This is a genomic window from Paenibacillus sp. CF095 (genome assembly GCF_900101225.1).
Taxonomy (GTDB): domain Bacteria; phylum Bacillota; class Bacilli; order Paenibacillales; family Paenibacillaceae; genus Paenibacillus.
The window spans coordinates 4,263,534-4,282,166 of the sequence record NZ_FMZN01000001.1; the positions used below are offsets into that span (position 1 = coordinate 4,263,534).

The 18,633-nt window shown below is 48.4% G+C and carries 13 protein-coding genes; 2 read left to right on the top strand and 11 right to left on the bottom strand.

Annotation, left to right across the window (positions count from 1 at the left end; genetic code table 11):
* Window positions 1-60: 60 nt before the first annotated feature.
* The 3 genes from BLS69_RS18860 to BLS69_RS18870 all read right to left on the bottom strand — a co-directional run bounded on the left by BLS69_RS18860 (window position 61) and on the right by BLS69_RS18870 (window position 2,154).
* Entirely contained in the window at window positions 61-345 is a 285-nt protein-coding gene (locus tag BLS69_RS18860) for a DUF4183 domain-containing protein (protein ID WP_091034485.1), read from the bottom strand.
* Window positions 346-427: 82 nt separating this feature from the next.
* Window positions 428-1,366 (bottom strand): DUF4183 domain-containing protein, encoded by a 939-nt coding sequence (locus BLS69_RS32850; RefSeq protein WP_218133566.1) that lies wholly within the window; start codon window positions 1,364-1,366, stop codon window positions 428-430.
* A 407-nt stretch (window positions 1,367-1,773) separates the two neighbouring features.
* Window positions 1,774-2,154, bottom strand: a complete 381-nt coding sequence (locus BLS69_RS18870) for a hypothetical protein (RefSeq protein WP_091034490.1) — start codon at window positions 2,152-2,154, stop codon at window positions 1,774-1,776.
* A 649-nt stretch (window positions 2,155-2,803) separates the two neighbouring features.
* Between BLS69_RS18870 and BLS69_RS18880 the strand changes: the two genes are divergently transcribed.
* Entirely contained in the window at window positions 2,804-3,190 is a 387-nt protein-coding gene (locus tag BLS69_RS18880) for a VOC family protein (protein ID WP_091034495.1), read from the top strand.
* 111 nt (window positions 3,191-3,301) lie between these two features.
* Here BLS69_RS18880 and BLS69_RS18885 read toward each other — a convergent pair whose 3' ends face one another.
* The gene (locus tag BLS69_RS18885) at window positions 3,302-3,688 is read right to left on the bottom strand and encodes a DUF4362 domain-containing protein (protein WP_176872783.1); all 387 of its coding nucleotides are present in this window, start codon (window positions 3,686-3,688) and stop codon (window positions 3,302-3,304) included.
* 281 nt (window positions 3,689-3,969) lie between these two features.
* Here BLS69_RS18885 and BLS69_RS18890 point away from each other — a divergent pair, with 281 nt between their 5' ends.
* A complete protein-coding gene (locus BLS69_RS18890) occupies window positions 3,970-5,523 on the top strand; it encodes a stalk domain-containing protein (RefSeq protein ID WP_091034501.1) in 1,554 nt (517 codons plus the stop codon).
* A 179-nt stretch (window positions 5,524-5,702) separates the two neighbouring features.
* Here the strand turns inward: BLS69_RS18890 and BLS69_RS18895 are convergent, their stop codons facing one another.
* The 7 genes from BLS69_RS18895 to BLS69_RS18925 all read right to left on the bottom strand — a co-directional run bounded on the left by BLS69_RS18895 (window position 5,703) and on the right by BLS69_RS18925 (window position 18,628).
* Window positions 5,703-9,185 (bottom strand): glycoside hydrolase family 2 TIM barrel-domain containing protein, encoded by a 3,483-nt coding sequence (locus BLS69_RS18895; RefSeq protein ID WP_091034505.1) that lies wholly within the window; start codon window positions 9,183-9,185, stop codon window positions 5,703-5,705.
* A 316-nt stretch (window positions 9,186-9,501) separates the two neighbouring features.
* Window positions 9,502-11,349, bottom strand: a complete 1,848-nt coding sequence (locus BLS69_RS18900) for an IucA/IucC family protein (protein ID WP_091034508.1) — start codon at window positions 11,347-11,349, stop codon at window positions 9,502-9,504.
* Window positions 11,309-12,700: a type III PLP-dependent enzyme gene (locus tag BLS69_RS18905; protein ID WP_091034510.1), complete on the bottom strand. Its 1,392-nt coding sequence runs from the start codon at window positions 12,698-12,700 to the stop codon at window positions 11,309-11,311. Before BLS69_RS18905 ends, BLS69_RS18900 begins: the two co-directional genes overlap by 41 nt.
* Window positions 12,697-13,473 (bottom strand): HpcH/HpaI aldolase family protein, encoded by a 777-nt coding sequence (locus tag BLS69_RS18910; protein WP_091034512.1) that lies wholly within the window; start codon window positions 13,471-13,473, stop codon window positions 12,697-12,699. Before BLS69_RS18910 ends, BLS69_RS18905 begins: the two co-directional genes overlap by 4 nt.
* Window positions 13,470-15,473, bottom strand: a complete 2,004-nt coding sequence (locus BLS69_RS18915) for an IucA/IucC family protein (protein WP_091034514.1) — start codon at window positions 15,471-15,473, stop codon at window positions 13,470-13,472. Before BLS69_RS18915 ends, BLS69_RS18910 begins: the two co-directional genes overlap by 4 nt.
* Complete coding sequence (locus BLS69_RS18920) at window positions 15,448-17,235, bottom strand: IucA/IucC family protein (RefSeq protein WP_256332357.1); 1,788 nt, start codon at window positions 17,233-17,235, stop codon at window positions 15,448-15,450. The genes BLS69_RS18915 and BLS69_RS18920 overlap by 26 nt, the downstream gene beginning before the upstream one ends.
* Window positions 17,213-18,628 carry an MFS transporter gene (locus tag BLS69_RS18925; protein WP_091035153.1) on the bottom strand — a complete coding sequence of 472 codons (1,416 nt, stop codon included), beginning with the start codon at window positions 18,626-18,628 and terminating at the stop codon, window positions 17,213-17,215. Before BLS69_RS18925 ends, BLS69_RS18920 begins: the two co-directional genes overlap by 23 nt.
* Window positions 18,629-18,633: the final 5 nt, after the last annotated feature.

Consider the following 18,633-nt stretch of genomic DNA (forward strand, 5'->3'; position numbering starts at 1 on the left):
AACGACTTCTATCACAGATAGAAGTCGCACAAGATAACGATATAGTAGGATTAAATCTTTTTAAGACACTACAAATTGTACGACAATTGGAGTTCCATCATTTAATGCATCTCCACCGGGAATTGTAATTGTAGTCGTCGTAGCCGAGGAAGTATCTGCTGTCTGCATAAGGCCATTAATATAAAGATTGTAGTAGTTGTAGGTGCCTGGAAATGCGGTTGCAGCTACACCAGCGTCATTTGTAAAAGCAGTCGCAGCAATGGCAAACGTTGCCCCAGTGCCGGTCCCATCACCAATGGTTGCAGCAAATCTCAAACTGTTCTGAAATGGTGTCACAAGTGGCATGTTTCTCACCTCCTACCTAACATAGTATATGTGGTAGGTTTGGGAGTAGTGAAGGCAAAGGAACCAGCAACTAAAACCAATTTTAACCATTTATTATATTGGCTGTTATTATAATTATCTCGATAGTAATAGGTGTCCCTGCAAAGATCACACCGTTTTGTGACGAAAAAAACAAACTCTCAGCACTTACATCGTATGAGTTTCCAGGTTGGACGATCCCGTTTATATAAAGATTGTTAAAACTAGTAAGTCCAACCCCGGCAAATTCGGTTATGCTGCCACCATCGTCATTTGTGAATGCTGTGGCAGGAATTGTAACTGAGGCCGACAAATCCAGATCGGTGTCCGGAAAATAGAAGTAGCGGTTTGCCGTAGGAATGATTTCAATTCCGGGTACGGTGCCCGGTGGACCTTGCTCACCTGGGGGACCCGTTGGTCCTTGGACTCCGGGAGTTCCCGGTTGACCTGGCTCTCCCTGAGGACCAGCGGGACCCTGCGCTCCGGGAAGCCCCGGTTGTCCCGGCTCACCCTGAGGGCCAACTGGACCTTGCGCTCCGGGAACTCCCGGTTGTCCCGGCTCACCCTGAGGGCCAACGGGACCCTGTGCTCCGGGAAGCCCCGGTTGTCCCGGCTCACCCTGAGGGCCAACGGGACCTTGCGCTCCGGGAACTCCCGGTTGTCCCGGCTCACCCTGAGGGCCAACAGGACCCTGTGCTCCGGGAAGCCCCGGTTGACCCCGCTCACCTTGAGGGCCAACGGGACCTTGCGCTCCGGGAACTCCCGCCTTACCCGGCTCACCCTGAGGACCTGCGGGGCCCTGTGCTCCGGGAAGCCCCGGTTGACCCGGCTCACCGTGAGATCCGGCCGGGCCTTGAGCACCTGCCACACCTTGCGTGCCAGGGAGACTCACAGTCTCCAATTCATGTTGTCTCAACGGAGCAAGCATTGGGCTGGGCTCACAACATACCGGGTTGCTGCCTCCCCCTCTAGGTAATGCAATGACTTTTTTGTCACGGGCCATTTTCTGTGATCTTAATGGACTCTTCAGTGAGCAGCGCTTTCTGCGATAAGACCTACGGATAATATGGCATTTCTTTCGTTTTCCCAAGTGTTTGTTTCTGCATTTCGACGTAGAACGACTGGGCCTTAATTTGTTGAGGGTGGCTGTCCTCTTGTTCAGATACTTCAAAATGGTCATCTCCTTAGGCCAAGGCACACAGTATATATGCCCTATACTATGTCCTTAGCACATTCGGAGAGTGTGCGAATAACTATGAGGGAAGCCCAATAAAAAAGACAAGAGTTCTGTTATAGTTGTCCTTTGTCTTGCCAGCATGGCTTCATTGTCTCCCCAGTAGGACCTCACAGATCACATTTTATGTTTAACTCAGCCGATCCATCGGGATCAAACTTCTTTTTAGTAGACTCTTACCTCTTCTTAAAATGCTGAACGATCTCTTCCGGTTTCTGCGTCTCCAATGTAATCTGGCCTTTCTCGAACAGGATCATGTACGGATATGATTTCAGACCGAAAATTTTCTCATAATCAAACTTATTTTCATCACGGACATTGTAAAAGGTTACGTTAGTTATTGGGCCCTCTGCCCTCAAATTCTCGTTAATCACTTCATTTAATTGCGCCTGTAATTCAACAATAAATGGTCGCTCCGAAGGTCGGTCGGTAAATACAATGAGTGATGCATCATTTCTTTGATTTTGCGTTAGATAATCAATGGCTTTCTCTCTATTGTTCTGACCACACCCTGTCACTAAAAGTATCAAAATACATAACACCCAAAGCCTCTTCATTTATATCACCACCCAAAATATGATATAATTGGTTATTAACCACTAAATTCACTTCATTAAAAATCTTTTCGCTGAAAGGAAGATGCACATTGAACAAAAGGAATATTATAATCTTTATCATGATTACTCTTATCATATTGATACTTCAACTTGTGCTTTATTTTTCTGTAACTAATAAAGAAGAATCCGCACTTCCCGATTCAAACATCCCATTTCAAACCAAAACAGTAGATGAGCTTACCATCACATTGCGTAATGCAACCTATACAGAGACAACATTACTACATCACGACTATAACGAATGAGGTTCGTACTCTTCCGGAGTAGTTGGGTCTCACTTTTGAGATTAAAGCCCGTTCAGATTTGGCAAGACAACACGATATCATCATCTCATTTGAACTGAACCTAAAGAGAGTTCATTCATGACTTTCATGACTTTCATGAGTTACTCTTGTTAGTTATTTACACTATTACTCTACTCTCAAAGCCAAGTTCCTTGGCACATAAATACTCCTGTTCATAACTTCCCTCTACCTTCTTCTCATTAGATGTCGATCCAACTGAGCTCTAAAGTATAATAAATGACATACTACTATATACACCTCTCGTTTTACAGGAGCAAATGATCCAATTCGAAGGAGGTTTATCCATGCAATTAGAACGACTTGATCACCTCGTGTTAACCGTAAAGAATCTGGAAGCAACCATTTCATTCTATACCAACATATTAGGCATGAAGGTAGTTGAATCCGGTCAAGGCCGAAAAGCATTACAGTTTGGACAACAGAAGATCAATTTGCATGAACAGGGAAAAGAATTTGAACCGAAAGCTCACACCCCTACATCGGGTTCGGCAGATCTTTGTTTTCTGGTCAGCACACCGTTGGAAGAAGTGATTCTCCATCTCACGCAACATCATACGAAGATCGAAGAAGGTCCGGTGGAACGCACGGGAGCACTGGGTCCCATTCGTTCGGTGTATGTACGTGATCCTGACGGAAACCTGATTGAATTGTCCAATGCTTTGTACGGATAACCCCACTACTCCCCATCTTTTAAAATGCACAAAAAACCTGCACATCCTCAGCTTCGCAGGTTTTTTGGATCTATTAAATTTATTAAGAATTTGCATGTGGATACATCTCATTTACAACTTAGGCATCCAAAAGGGGTTCTCTTCCTTCTCACACCCTGTTAACACGTAAAAAATATGTCCCTGCTCACTCTTCATCGTACCGATCCCTTTGCAGGTGTCGGTCTTCATTCCCTCTTTGGAGCCATAGGCATCCCTTGAGTTATCGTAAGTCGATTGAATAGCTGTACCATCATAGATCAATTCCTGGATAATGGGCCCACCTTCAATGGTATACATCGTCACACGAACCTGATCCTGCTGTTTATTCTCCACATTTTTCATAAATGTGTTCCACTTATCCCCGTTCCGCATCCCTCCATGAAGCACAACCACATCCCCGCTTTGCTCCGCTTGCTCTGGATTATGGGGCTCAATAATTTCTGGGAATGATTTCGTCATTACTGGAAAATCCACTTTCTGATCATTTGCCTCACATGCTGTTAACACTATTAAAACTAACAAAACCGTAAGCAGCACTCTCTTCATCTAATCACCTCATCTTTATGACGCTAAAGACTACGTGCAGGTTACCTAATTTCTGTTAGGAAGACTGTAATAATACCTAACCCTCTTCAATATAAAGGAAATTTTATCCCTTGTATGTAACTTCATCCCTCCATAGAGCGTTTAGAAAGAAAGGCAACATTCATGCCCAACTCATCCGAAAACGAGGCGATATCATGCAATCGGTAAACTCATCCGATCACATAGCAAAAGAAAAACGCTCCACTTCACGCTTGAATAATCGATCCAAGGGTAACGGTAAAAAGACCCATCGATTCACCATTGCAATAGCTACAACATTAGTTGTGTCAAGCCTGCTGATGGAGCTAGCTGATGTGCCAACGACTCATGCAGCCACTAACATGTCCCCCTCCACTAGTAACACCTCTGTTCAACCGACTTCATCAAGCAGTGTAGAGAAGAAACTTTACTATACCGCTGTACAGGGTGCTTATTATAACACAGTTGCATTGAGAAGTGACGGTTCCGTATGGGCCTGGGGCCGTAATCTCTGGGGAGAACTTGGTGTGAGCGACAACGTTCGATATCGTCATACATTTAGTCCGATTCGTATTCCCAAACTATCCAATGTAACAGTTATTTCATCCTCCGGTGGTGGGAACAACGCAGCCATTCAAGCTGATGGAACCATCTGGGAGTGGGGTAACGGCAACATGCCACGTCAAGTGCCTAATATTACCTCTGCCACGAATGTTAGCATAGGGGCTTTCTCAACCATCGCCCTTCTCCAGGATGGAACCGTTCGGTCTTGGCAAAACCCGCCTCAAGCCGTAGCCCTGGAACAGACACGTAAGCTACAGACGATCAGTGGACTAAAAGATATCATTCAAGTTGAATCCGCTGGCCTGCACGGCTATGCTCTGAAAAAAGATGGCTCCGTATGGACATGGAACGAGCCAAACGAACCCGGTAAAGCCCCTTCCAAACCAACCAAATTAAAAGATTTGTACAACATATCCTCGATCACCGGTGCAGATGCATCTCTACTTGCATTGGATAAGAAGGGAAAGGCTTGGCAGCTAGACCTAGGGGGCAAAGTCACCCCCTTTCATCACGAGCTCAAAGTGAAGAAGATGGATGCCAATTCAAGTTATACGTTGTTACTTACTACTTCTGGTCAGGTGTATAGCTATGGAAGGACAGTGACCGGCAAAGAAGGAAAATTAAACCATTTGTCTGGCATTACCGATGTTTCAGCGGGATATCACCATAGTCTTGCATTATCCTCCGAAGGGACTGTCTGGGGCTGGGGAAGTGATAAATATCAGGAAGCGGGAGGACCTGCAACATCTTCTGGAGGCATGGTCTACAAACCGGTTCAGGCCAAGCTCGGCACAGATGTTTATCTGAACGGTGAGCTGTTCCAGTCGATGTATCCCGCGGTGGAAACGCCCAAGACCGTACAATTACCAATCAAAGCAATCGCCGCAGTACTCGGAGCAAAATTTGAGGTTCATAAGGCGGAAGGTAGCCTTAGTTACTATACGTTAAAATATAACAATCGAACAATTACGATCTACCCTAACGAAGCACATTATCAAAAAACTTCCATGGATGAGTCTGGAGAGCAACTCATAGAGCTATCTGAACCCATCAATAACTACTCAGGAGCAACCACTGTACCTTTTGAAGTATTGCGTAGTTTGGGTTTGAACGTGTCCTGGGATCCAGAGAAAGCCAGGCTATCCATTGATGATGTGGACAAGTAAAAGTCAGGGCTCTAAACGAACGCTTTTACAACATCTGAATCCCCTTAACATATAAAAAATCCTCTTCAAGTAAACGGCTTGTTCGTAACGAACATCGTTTATTTGAAGAGGATTAATCTGTTTAACAACACACCGCTCAACGGAGCGATGGAGGATATTATTTTATTCCAAGTATCGTCCTATTTCTCGAATCGGAACCAACCGAAGTCAAACTGACTGCCTGGCAGGAAGATAAAGCTTACTTTCTGCACACCTGTCACCTGCTCAAGCTCAAACACCCGCTCCTCATATCCACCCGACTGGGTGAACTCAACCAGCTGGTTGCTCTGCCCGTCCGCACCTGCGAAGCGAATATGAATCGTATTTTTATCAATCGGTGAATGACCGTAGATCACGAGCTTGGATGTGCCTTCTGCCGTAAAGTCCATGTTTTCAAATTCCAACGATACATTATTCCCGATGCCCTCTACTCGATCACCCTCGATTTTGAACGTATCTCCGTAGAGATGATCACAGGATGCAGCCGCATTCTTTTCAAAGGCCCGACTTTGGCGCTCGAATGAGAAGCCTTTAATATGAATCTTCTGCTTCAGCACAAAACAAATCGACGTAATTCCGCTAAGACGTTTGGATAATTGGTATGTCTCTTCTTGGTACACATTCCAAATGGACTCTTTGTCATACACCACATCTGCGATCATCGTACTTCCTTCTTCATCCGGCATACCTTCCCAGATCTGAATGAAGTAATCCTCAGTGGACAACGTAAAGATCGGAATGGTAATCGTATCGGAGCCGTACGGTCCGAAGTCAATATTACGGAAGCCTACGTGCGTTTCCCCGTCGCGACTTGTCGCTACCCCACGCTCATTACCGTTACCAACCTCACCTTTGGTGTAATCGTACAGTCCGCCCGTGATGAAGCCGTATGGATCTTTGTAAGCTGTGCCGAGACCGTCCGCCTTGAACTCCAGCTGGGAGATGAGTTTCGTTTTATCCGTACCATTAGTACTGGTTGCGCGAAGTCGGAACTCCCCGTCACCTATAGCCGATACCTTTACCGCATGTTGGTGCTCAACATTATCGCCCGCTTCCGCTTGAACAGCTTCCACTTTGGCAATGTTGGACTCAATCCCCGCATCATTTACAACAGCCCACTCGATGTCGCGATAGGAAGTGTTCTCTGGATACAGCTTGGCGGTTACAATTAACTCCGGGTTGGACGGATCGAGCAACTGTCCTGCAGTACTGATGATCTCAATTTTCCGCAAAGGAATCTCCTGAGCGTTCCCCGTCAGCACCGGACGTTGTTCATTGTTCATGAAGACAGTTTGCACTTGCTTCTCATCAACCAGTTCCGTATCCACAATACGCGATTCAAACTCAGCTACAGCCCCTTCCAACCCTTCAGAAGAAACTTCAATCCGTACTGTTCCAGGTTCATTTGTTGCTCCGATAATCGCCATCAGTTTGCCGCTGAACAGTCTTCTACTCAATCCTTTGTATGGATCATAGTCGGTGCTGTCCCCGTTATCCAGACCCAGCAATCTTCCTGCACCCGTCACCTGAACTTGTACGCGGTTGTTTGCATTGTGAACTGGATTACCCGTTTCATCTTCAACATCAATTTCTACAAAAATCAGGTCTGTGCCATTCGCTTGTAACTGCTCCCGATCCGCTTGCAGACGAATTTTCTTCGCATCCGTATAGGATCTTTGCACATCGGTTGCAATGATCTCACCGTTCTCATCATAAGCGATCGCTTTCAGCTCGCCCTCTTCGTAAGGTACTTTCCACCAGCCGGATAGCTGTGTTCCATTGGCATGATCGATATCGTACGTGCCAATGGTTTTACCGTTGAGTTGCAGCTCAATCTTCGGCGCGTTGCTGCACACGCGTACATCAATAATCTGACCCGGGCTGAAATCCCAATAAGGGAAAAGGTGAACCATCGGGCTTTTCTTATAATCCGTCCAAGCCGCTTGGTAGATGTAATAAGAGTCTTTCGGGAACGTTGCGGTATCCAGCTGTCCAAAATACGAATTCTTCGTATGATACGGTGTCGGCTCTCCGATATAATCGAATCCGGTCCACAGGAACTGCCCCAGCGAATACGGTGTATCCCGCTCTGCCAGAATGCAGTATTCTGCTGACTTCGCGCCCCAACTGGTCGTACTGTTACCCAAAGCCGAACACTGCTCATCGTCATCTGCCAGAATCGGCTGTTCGAAAGGGAAGTGATAGATCCCACGACTCTGCACCACCGAAGACGTCTCACTACCATAGATAATCCAGTCCGGATGCTCTTCATGATGTTTGTCGTAATATTTTTCCGCGTAGTTGTACCCTGCCAGCTTCACGATATCAGCGCATTTTTGTGCATTTTCCCAAGGCATGTAGTTCGAACCAATCGTCACGCCAGCATTACCTTTTGGATCAAATTCCAGTACATAATCCATCAGCATCCGAGTTACTTCCTGTCCACGCTCATCCGCATGGGTATCGTAGATTTCGTTCCCGATACTCCACATGATCAGACTGGCATGGTTACGGTCGCGTTTCACCCAACTCTTCACATCCGTATGCACCCACTCCGGGAAAAATCTCGCATAATCGTATGGCGTTTTGGCACGTTCCCACATATCAAAAGCTTCAGACACAATCAGCATACCCATCTCATCCGCAAGTTCCATGAACTCTTTGGCAGGCATATTATGCGCGGTGCGGATGGCGTTAACACCCATTTCTTTGAGCAAAACGAATCTTCTACGCAATGCCGTCAGGTTAAACGCAGCTCCCAGTGCCCCGAGATCATGGTGTTCACACACGCCGTTCAGCTTCAACTTAACTCCGTTTAGGTGGAACCCTTCCTTGGCATCCAGCTTGATATCCCGGAATCCAATACGCTGTGATACCGATTCAACTGTCCGTTCTTCCTGATCATCCGAGGTCAATCGCAGCTCCGTCACCATTTCATACAGATGCGGTGCATCCGGGCTCCACAGGTTTGGATTCTCTACAATGATCTGTTGGCTATCTGCCGATACCACCACATTCTCACCCACCGAAGCCGTAACATTCGCTTGGCTGGATGCCACCGTCTGACCTTCATACAAGATCGTATGCACCAACTCTGCTTGCTGATTCTGTTCCAGGTTCAGCTCCGTATCCACTTCCACCTGCCAGCCATCCGTCTGTTGCTTGATGGATACATAGATTCCATCCGTAACAATATGGTTACGGTCTCTCGTCTTCAGCCACACATGGCGATAGATTCCGGCCCCGGAATACCATCTGCTGTTCGGGCTCTGATGCACTACTTTGACAACAATCTCATTGTCGCCTTCCACCAGTGCATTCGTGATCTCATGTTCAAAAGCAGAATATCCATATTTCCACTCCCCAACAAGCTGCCCGTTCACATACACCGAAGAGTCCATGTATACGCCATCAAAACAAAGCAAAAGCTGCTGCTCATCCTTCGTGTAATGGAACGTCTTGCGGTACCATCCAATGCTGTCTTCATACAGTTCAAGCGTATTATATATCAGCCAATCATGGGGAAGCTCCACAGGTTCATATACCAGACCCGCAGGTTCCGTAACATCCAGCTTGCTTTTCGCAAATTGCCATCCATCATTAAAAAGCCTCTTCTGATTCATGGTAGATTCTCACTTTCTTCAAGTAAATTATGATTGCGGTTACAACAATAGATGTCTCTTTTTCCGAAAACCTTTTCGGTAATACACAAGTATGACTATAACACATAACCCGATTATACCATCAGTCTCTTTACTATACCTCCATTTCATAAGATTTTTTAGCCATAATGATGAACGTTTTATTCCCTCAAAGCATTGTAACTTTCGATGACAACAAACCAAAAAGGCAACCCGTCAACCGGGTCACCTTCTCTGTTCTCTCCTTTAGCACGCCACTTCTTCTCTATATACTCCTATACCAACAACACCTAAACCTCTATCCCTTGTAAAAAGGGTTCCACCCTTTGCCTTTGCCCGATGGCATCGCGCCAGGCACACCGTCTGCTTCAAGCAGCGGACGGACAACTAACTTCACGGGCCACTCCTCGCTCTCGAATATCGCATGAGCAAGCGCGGCCCGATCAGATTCGGGAAGCTGCACTTGATGCAGCGCTTCCTTCCAAGCCTGCTCGGTGATCTTCCATAACTTCGTTTCCGGGATGTGATACACCTCGCTCAGTGCCTCCATGATCGCAGCCAGATTCACCTGCGTCCCCAAAGACTGCACATAGAAAATCAACTTCTGGATCGTCTCGTTATACAGGCTGTTCGAGTAGCCTGGACGAATATGATAGGCAGGGTCTGCAATGCCATGCTTGTCCAGATAAGGCTGATGCAAACGCACGGAATCATGATCGCGGAACAAGAGACCTTTTACCTGATTATCCCGTAAAACCAGACAGCAGTTCTGACCATGAATCTCAGGTACAACGCCCACCTTGAACAGACGCATTACGATATCATAAAACGTAGTAGCTATACTCGTATAAAAGTCGAGGACATCCGCGCTACTCAGGTTATCCCCCAGAATCTCGGTTAATAGATGATGCCCTTCCAGATTCACACCCAGTGCGGCCATTGGGATTACTTTGTAGGCTTCATTAAGCAATTCAGCGGGATACACACGAATCTGTGCAGCCAGATGCCGGGGATGATCATCGAACAGTCCCATGGATTCTGGCATAAAGCCCCACCAGTTCTGCTCTTCACACATGTACACCTTGTCCTTCAACGTCTCGTCACAAGCAACGGCCTGTCTTAACATCCGTTCTCCAGCAAGACCATTCAGCAACTTGACTACGGGAAGATAGCGAGCAGCCCCCAGTGACAGCACACTAACCGGTAGCTTGAGCATCCGGGTGGACTCGGTTGATGGAGCCATCGAGCGCAGAGATGATGTGGCCTGTACGTCGCCCACTTCCACATCCAATACCACAATGCTACCTTCTTCGACCTCTCCAGTGAAGCGAGGCAGAATTACATGCTCCAATTGCCACGGGTGGACAGGCATCGGCAGGTATTCGTGCAACGTAATTCCTTTCCGGGCAAACTCGGCTTCCACCTCTCTGCGCTGAACATCGTCTAACACATCCAAAATGGACAATCCATCTTCACACCCTTGCTGCACGGCATCCAGCCGTATAGCCACCCAGCGCAGCGAAATCGCCTTCCCGAATTCTGCTGCATACCGTGTGACATCTTCTGCGTTGAATCCCACTTTGGCTTTGGATGATGGGTGAAATGGACGATCCCGCAATGCAGCAACACGTTCGCCTTTGATAAACCATTCATAAGCAGATGCCGGAACGTTGGCGGACAGATACTGGACTTGTTCCCAGCCCAAAGCAAACTGCTCCACAGCAATATCCAGACTAGTCAGGAATTCCGCCACTCCGGGCTGCGCATAGGCCTCATCCGACAAAGCCCTCTGTAACACTGCACGTCCAACCTCTGCTGGAGAATCGAGGAGAACCCAGCTTCCATCTGTTTTCTCCTCGTAGATCGGTGAACCCTGAACCCACTGAGTCCCCTGTCTTACTCCTGTTTCAACCAGACACAGTACACCTTGAGTGTGCAATCTATAGCGAGAAGCTACATTCTGATTATGCTCTCCGCTGTCATATCCCTTGTACAATCGACGGAACGGTGCAGGTGCTTCGGCAAAATCAATGAATGGGTTATCCTCCAGTGGGAGTAATTGCTCCGACAAAAATGAATTCATCAGATCCGCCATAATCCGGCGTTCAGCGGCTTGCAGACTGGAACGCTTCATCAGTGTTGACATGATTATTGTCCTCCGTTAGATAATGGAATGCCGGGTGCGGATGCCCCAGGAAATCATGATGCGAGATGGTCCAGCAATAAGCCCCAGACTTTTCAAACAAAACAATATCTCCCACGCGCAGCAGTGCTACCTCCGCATCGGAATGCATGCGATCCTTGGGTGTGCATAGCTCACCTACCACATGAACTCGACGACCTCTTACCTCTGGCCGGGCAAATGAATGCTTCCAACGGTCCGTCTCCATAATCTGGAACGGGTGGTTATGCCCCCATGAAGCAGGCAGTCGATTATGGTGCGTACCTCCCCTTAACACGGCAAAATACTGATCATGAGAAGTTTTTATATCCGTAACCTCTGCCGCGTAATACCCGTGGTCTGCCACCAGCAGCCGACCCGATTCAAAATACAGCTGACCTCCGCGTGAAGCAAGGCGTTGTCTGGCTTCACTTTGTTCAAGTAAGGAAGTAAACAACGGCCAGTCGAATCCGGGACTGCCATCATACGTGACACCGAATCCGCCTCCTGCATTCACCACTTCTATAGGAAGATCATACTGCTGCTGCCACTGCTCCACCTTTTGCAAATACAGCTCGATCATCTCGGTGTGCAGCCTTGCATCCATATTGTTGGACAAAGAGTGAAAATGGAAGCCGCTTAACCGAACCACACCCGCGCCTTCCACACGAATGAGTTCAATGGCTTCTTCCACCGCCTCTTCATCGATTCCAAAAGGACTCGGCCCACCGCCCATGACAATCTTCGTCCGAGGCAACGTACTGCTTCGCAGATTGATTCGGAGCAGAATGCGCACCTCCTGCGCTTGCTTCTGTTTTTGCTTCTGTTTTTGCTTCTGCTCTTGCATCAGTTCCTCGCCGTATGCTTGCGTATATCTCTGCTCCGGGTTCTGCTCCCATTCTTGCTTCTGCCTGCTCTCCTGCACCTGCTCCTGCTCCATCTCTCGCTCTTTCGCAATTGCAATGATGCGCCGAAGTTCCAACAGACTCTCCACATGGATGTAACTCACGTCATTCTCAATCGCCTGCCGCAGTTCGCTCTCCTTCTTACCCGGACCTCCAAACAGAATCGGAACCTTTCGACTTACCGCTCTAACCTTGAGTAACTCTCCAATCGAAGCCACTTCAAAGCCCTTTACCAATGGAAGCAACGCCTCAATGATCCGCGGATCTGGATTTGCCTTAATGGCGTAGAACAACTGTGTGTTCCCAGGCATGCTGCCCAGCATCTGACCTACCTGTTCCTGAATGCCGGCCAGATCGTAGACATACGCACATACCGGGTCTTCCAATCCGCGTTGTAGTTCATCAATCACCTGCCATACACTAGGTTTCATATCTGCCCACCCGCATTCCTGTAGTCATTCCGTTTTTGGGCATACGCCCGAAACGCAGTATTCCGATCATCACCCAGCACGTATATATGGACTCCTCGCTCATCCCAGAGTGACATGTCTTCCACACCTCTGATGACCGTTGCATAAGGTACTTCGCACTGTTGCGCAGTAGCGTGCAATTCATCCAGCGCACGTCTCACATCCGGGTGCTCTGTCTGCCATGGCACACCGAGAGATTGCGACAGATCAGCCGCACCTTCCAATACAAAACTCACCTGAGGGTGAGACAGAATCTGTGCACTTTGCCGCACGCCCTCCACACTTTCGATCATGGGTACAACCATCACTTGTTCGTTCGCTTCCCCAATGTATTCAGTGAGCGGATATTTCCCAAATACACCGGGACGACCGCTATTCAAGCTACGCATGCCAACCGGATGATAGTAAGCGTGGCGAACCGCTTCTTCCACCTGCTCCAGTTGCTCGACATGCGGAATGACGATGCCTTGGGCGCCACAGTCCAGCACTTTAAGAATCTCCGCTCGCTCCACTTTCGAAATCCGAACCAATGGGGTTAGGCCCACCAGCTCAGCCGCACGAACCAACTCTTCTACAGATTCCATCGATGTTGGGGCATGTTCCCGATCAATAATGACAAAGTCATATTCTGCATGTCCAATCATCTCGATGATGACCGGGTGTGGTATGGATACAAAAAGACCATAGACAGGCTGTTTGCGTGCAATTTTTTCCTTCAGCGTGTTGATTCTCATTCGACGATTCCCTTTAATTCGGGCGTTCCCTTGGATTCAAGTGCATCCTTTGATATCTTGAGCGGATTACTCGCCTTTCGGAAATACAACTCCCCATCCCCATACAGGCGGCGCTTGGTCATCTCTTCGATCAGTGCATCTTCGGCAAAAAGGTCAAATGCAACAAACCGCTCTGCGTATTCCGGGTGCTGCTTCTGATAATCTACAATTACACCTGCGCACAGCTGCCAGAATGCTGCCTCCGACAACCCAAACTTCTCCAAAGCCAGCGCAATATCTGTCATGCAGATAAAAAAGAATGCATCATACGTATAGTCACGGACTTCCGACACATCTCCCGCATAGATGAAGGAATACCGATTGAACTTGCGATGGGTTTCCGGCTCGGGGTTCAGCTTCGGTGCCCGTTCCGGGTGCAACAGTTGATCCGGTACATAGCGAACACCATCATGCAGATCCTTGATAATGATTCGTTTCGGCGAATCATCTTCCAGTACCAAAATGATATTCTGAGCATGAGATTCCAGCGCAATCCCGTGTGCATAGAGCAGATGAATAATCGGAAGAGTTACCGCGCGAACAAGGGCCTCGCTCCACTTTTCCACACCATGTCGTTCTACAGCATCCTGGATAAACGGAACACCATCCGGTTGTACCAACATCAGTGCATTCAGCGGCCACGCCGTCTCACCTTGCTTCAGGTGAACCGATACATTCTCTCGCCAGATCGCACCGAGTGTGCCGTAGGCCCGTCCATATTGAGTTGCAGGTAACTGCTCATAACGGAACGACAGTCCCATGATTTCTTTTAAAATGCCAAACTGCGCCTGCTGCAACAGCTCATCTTCACGAACAAGTTCATTCAGCCAATCGCTGATCAATGGCGCGTTCTGGGTCGTATGCTGTGCCAGAATACGGGTGCTCGACGTATTGGTAATGCTTAGGGCCAGCTTGATGTAAGGGGCTTCCGGCTTCACTCTGTTCGACAGCGAACGGATCGACTGCTGCGCACGATAAGGCGAAGACGATGGACCGAGATATACGATGTCCCCATCCATCAGTTGACGGGCATATACCGATTCCAACTGGTGCTCCCACTGCCATGGATGAACCGGAATGAACACATATCGATCACCTGCGTCAGAACCTATTTCTCCAACCTTGCCTGTTTCACTTCCAGGGCCGCAGACTGCTTCGCTGTCCTTTCCATGAGCTGTTTCATGATTGGTCTTCCCAACACTTCCACGAATGGTCCCACGAACTTCTGTATCGATTGGATACCCGTCTGCACCCGCCTGTGATTTCTCATTCATATCCCCTCGACCTTGTTGTTGCAGGATCTGATGAAATCGCTGTGCGTCCTCTACGGTCAGATGTTGCCCCACCAGTTCTTCAGAGCTATATCCCGCGGATACAGCGGTCTGAGCAAATTCTTTTTTCACAGCAACCCAGACTAAAGCAACTTCCGTGTTAAACTCAGGGCCATAAGCGAGATTGTCTTTCAAAGAAAATCCTAGTCTCGACTTGTAGCTCGGGTGGTACAGATGACCGTCGGTCATGTGACTTTCAAGCGCATCATAATGCCGATCTTCACTCGGAATGTTCAAGGGCAATATAGCCCGGCACTGGCTGTCCTTTGCCATCGTTTCGAGCAGTTCCTGGATAAAAGCCGTCACATTTACACCCTTCAAAGGGTTCAGCACAATTTCCTCCAAAAACAGATCCAGATCGGTGCAGAGTACGCCTTCCCTTTGAATCGAACCCTTCTTCACCTTCACCCGGCCAAATGAAAACTTTCGCTCCGCTTCACACGTGTACGCCACAGAATCGCCGGAAGATGTAAGGCCGCTGGTTCGCCATTCGCTCCCACTTACATGACTGTCCAGAATGCCTTCGAACCACATCGCCTCCAACGTCTGACGCATAATCCGTTCCTGTACACCCACGTATACTGCTTCTGTCCTGCCGCCTGCTTCAGCCCTGTATCCCACGACTCCCACGCACTTCACTCCCTATTCGTTTCATTACATTGCTCACCGGCACGTAGGCCGGGGTCTGGCTGATCCCCCTTAGACAACTCACCAAATTTTGTTTGGCCAGAAATGCATCCGTTGTCAGCAGATGTTGCACATATGCATTGCCCGTTCGTTCCAGTTCCTCCACAAGTACCTCACGTACCTGCTTCCAGAAATGCTCCTCCGGGACGTTCACATCTCGCGCCAGGACATGAATCAGAGACCCCAGATGATTGACGATAAAATAGTACGATGTCCGCGCCCAGGCTTTCTCTCGCGAATAAAATAATAAATCGGACGCAGCACGATCCTGCTCACTTATAAGTTCCTCATCTACACTGACCCCTTCCAGATCGCGGACGATAAACTCCACAGGCATCCCATCCTTTAAGGTCACAAGGGTATTCTGCAAATGGGCTTCAAAGTGAATGCCTTTCTCTCCCGCCGCTCGTACAATCGGCAGCAGAGAACATTGCAGATATCGATCCAGCCAGCGCTCAGCTATGTCACGTCCACCACCCAGCATCGTCATCAGTCTCGACCGCATCCCGGGAAGTGGTGACTCAACCAGACTGGATATGACATACGTATTCTCAACATCAAACTCAATGGGCCGATAAGCTATCGTAAACAGATTGGTTAACTCTTCATCTTCAAAAGCACAAGTGGCTACACCTGTCTCATACGCAATGTGCGTGTTCGGTTCAGCACCGAAGCAGTCATGCTGCCTGACGTACTTGGAGGCATCCAGTGTTCTGCGCATCTGTTCAGCACTGTTGGTGCGAATCATGTTGGTGATCTGCATGTTCAGTGACAGCTTGATATTACAGTTCCATTCGGGAACATAAACTGTACGGACCGAAGAGGTTGGATAGACGGTAGGCCCCGCACTACCGAGTAGGATTAATTTTTCATCTCGAATATAGTGCTGTACCTCGGACAACCGTGATATGTATGCGTATTGCCATGGATGGACTGGCAACAGCTCATACATTTCACTCTTTTCTTTTAAAATAGGCTCCACATGGCTCCACAGTAAGTCTTGCAAATCCATTGCCGTCTCGTCATCCACCCATTCCTGCACGTAGACATCCTGCCTCACGGCGATATAACAGAGTTGAAATGATGTCCGTAACTCCGGACTGTACTTCTGTACATCCTGCTCGCTGAAGCCTTTGGAGTTCTTCGGGAACGGATGGAACGGATGACCAACCAACAATGACTGTTCCGATGTGCGATAGTCGTGGATGTCGAGACCGGCTGCTTGTTCGATATACAACGTAAGGTTACCGACACTGTTATCTACCTTTTGTGCAAAATCTTTGGCATACGCCAGCTCTACGCGATTCGTATTCTCACCCAATGGATGTACATTCTCCAGCTCAAGTGAACGCTTCATTTCCATCACACTTTTCTTCATTCCATGTTGATCCGAACTCGCTCCCTGTTCCCCATTCCCACTTAGCTCAGATGTGATCCAACGAACCAGGTCGCCATAATGCACTATTTCCCCGCCAGATTCCATGCTGAGGTATTCATGCTCCCCCATGGCAGAGTAATAAGACAAGCGTCCTGTCACCTTCACCCTACTAGCTTGAAAAGCAACAGCGTACGTCAGCGTACTTGGATTGATCCAAATATCGCTTTTCTTCTCTAGCGCAAGTTCACGGATGTAACAGTTCAGCAGCAGTTTGCACGAATGTTCATGCGCCTGCTGCTCAGCTTCAGACCGGAGCTTGTTTTCCATCTCGAACAATGATGCCAACCTTCTTTCGGGTTATAAGTAAGACCAGGGGAAGTGTAAGCAGTATGGCGCAGCCAAGTCCGATACAGATCTCTTTGAGTGCTCCCCATTTTGCCATCTCCATGGACGTTCCTGCCCCGGCAAGCCATTGCCAACGCATATCGTAATATAGGGTCATGCCCATCACCGCAAACGAAGAAGCCAGACGCTCAATCGTGGTTGATAACACCGACCCTTCGTGCATGTCTTCGTCCGGTAATGCTTGCAGGCCAATTGCAGAGATACTCATGCCTGACAGACCAACGCCAATTCCACGACAAGCCATGAGTATACCGATGATCCAGATCGATGCTCCCATGGGCAGAACTGCAAACGACAAGATCGATATGGACACCAGCAACGTCCCCCATGCGATAAAATGTATGGACCGACCGCGATCCAGCAAGCTGCCGCCAATCCACATGAACAGACTTGTACAGATCGACAAGGGAATGAACAACGCACCGGACAAGGCCGGCGACAGGTGGAAGACGTCCTGGAACAATAACGGCAATGCAAAGATCACGCCAAACATGACACAATCCTGAATCGTCGAGATCAATACGGTCAGCGGAAAGACGGCATTACGTCGCAGCAACTGGTACCGGATAAGTGGTTCCTTCCGACCGTTCTCGGTCTGGACAAAACGAATGAGCAGCACCACACCGAGCGCAATCAGCAGCCAAGGTACCCATACTGCCACGACAGGACTTGCGTACAACTGTACTCCCAGACTAAGGGCACCTACCGCACAGATCAGCAGCATGACACTGGTTGGATGCCATTTTTTCCTGCGGGCAGGGATATAGGTCTGAATGACTCGACCGCACCCGATGAACGAGAATATAGCCAGCGGCACATTAAGCCAAAACAGCATTTCAAGTCGTCCATACTGAATGATGAAGCCACCCAGCGTTGGCCCGGCAGCCGGAGCCAACATAAGCAGCAAGCCCCACGCTCCTGTAATTCGTCCTCGCACCTCTGGTCCGTATACATCAAACAGCAACACAAGCGATAACGGAATCATAAGCCCGGCGGCAACCCCATGCATGAAACGGACAAGCAACAGTACCTCAATAGAGTGATAAAATAGTGCACCAGCCACCGAGAACAATCCGTATAAACTGATGCCCAGCATATACGTCTGCTTACGCCCCAGTCGGTCCACGATTAGGGAAGCCAGCGGCATCGTTAACGTCATGGCGAGCATGTACAGCGCGATGATCCATCCGCCTGCTGTGGTAGAGATCTGATAGTATTGCACAAAATAAGGCAGCAACAGGTTAAATGCACTGTTGGTCAGCACCAGCGAAAAAGCACCGAGCAGAATCGCGAGTAATACTGCATGCCTCTTCAACAGGG

What these genes read in the sequence shown, in the direction of transcription:
- BLS69_RS18860 (WP_091034485.1), bottom strand. Translation starts at nt 345, where the DNA reads ATGCCACTTGTGACACCATTTCAGAACAGTTTGAGATTTGCTGCAACC.
- BLS69_RS32850 (WP_218133566.1), bottom strand. Translation starts at nt 1,366, where the DNA reads ATGGCCCGTGACAAAAAAGTCATTGCATTACCTAGAGGGGGAGGCAGC.
- BLS69_RS18870 (WP_091034490.1), bottom strand. Translation starts at nt 2,154, where the DNA reads ATGAAGAGGCTTTGGGTGTTATGTATTTTGATACTTTTAGTGACAGGG.
- BLS69_RS18880 (WP_091034495.1), top strand. Translation starts at nt 2,804, where the DNA reads ATGCAATTAGAACGACTTGATCACCTCGTGTTAACCGTAAAGAATCTG.
- BLS69_RS18885 (WP_176872783.1), bottom strand. Translation starts at nt 3,688, where the DNA reads ATGACGAAATCATTCCCAGAAATTATTGAGCCCCATAATCCAGAGCAA.
- BLS69_RS18890 (WP_091034501.1), top strand. Translation starts at nt 3,970, where the DNA reads ATGCAATCGGTAAACTCATCCGATCACATAGCAAAAGAAAAACGCTCC.
- BLS69_RS18895 (WP_091034505.1), bottom strand. Translation starts at nt 9,185, where the DNA reads ATGAATCAGAAGAGGCTTTTTAATGATGGATGGCAATTTGCGAAAAGC.
- BLS69_RS18900 (WP_091034508.1), bottom strand. Translation starts at nt 11,349, where the DNA reads ATGTCAACACTGATGAAGCGTTCCAGTCTGCAAGCCGCTGAACGCCGG.
- BLS69_RS18905 (WP_091034510.1), bottom strand. Translation starts at nt 12,700, where the DNA reads ATGAAACCTAGTGTATGGCAGGTGATTGATGAACTACAACGCGGATTG.
- BLS69_RS18910 (WP_091034512.1), bottom strand. Translation starts at nt 13,473, where the DNA reads ATGAGAATCAACACGCTGAAGGAAAAAATTGCACGCAAACAGCCTGTC.
- BLS69_RS18920 (WP_256332357.1), bottom strand. Translation starts at nt 17,235, where the DNA reads ATGGAAAACAAGCTCCGGTCTGAAGCTGAGCAGCAGGCGCATGAACAT.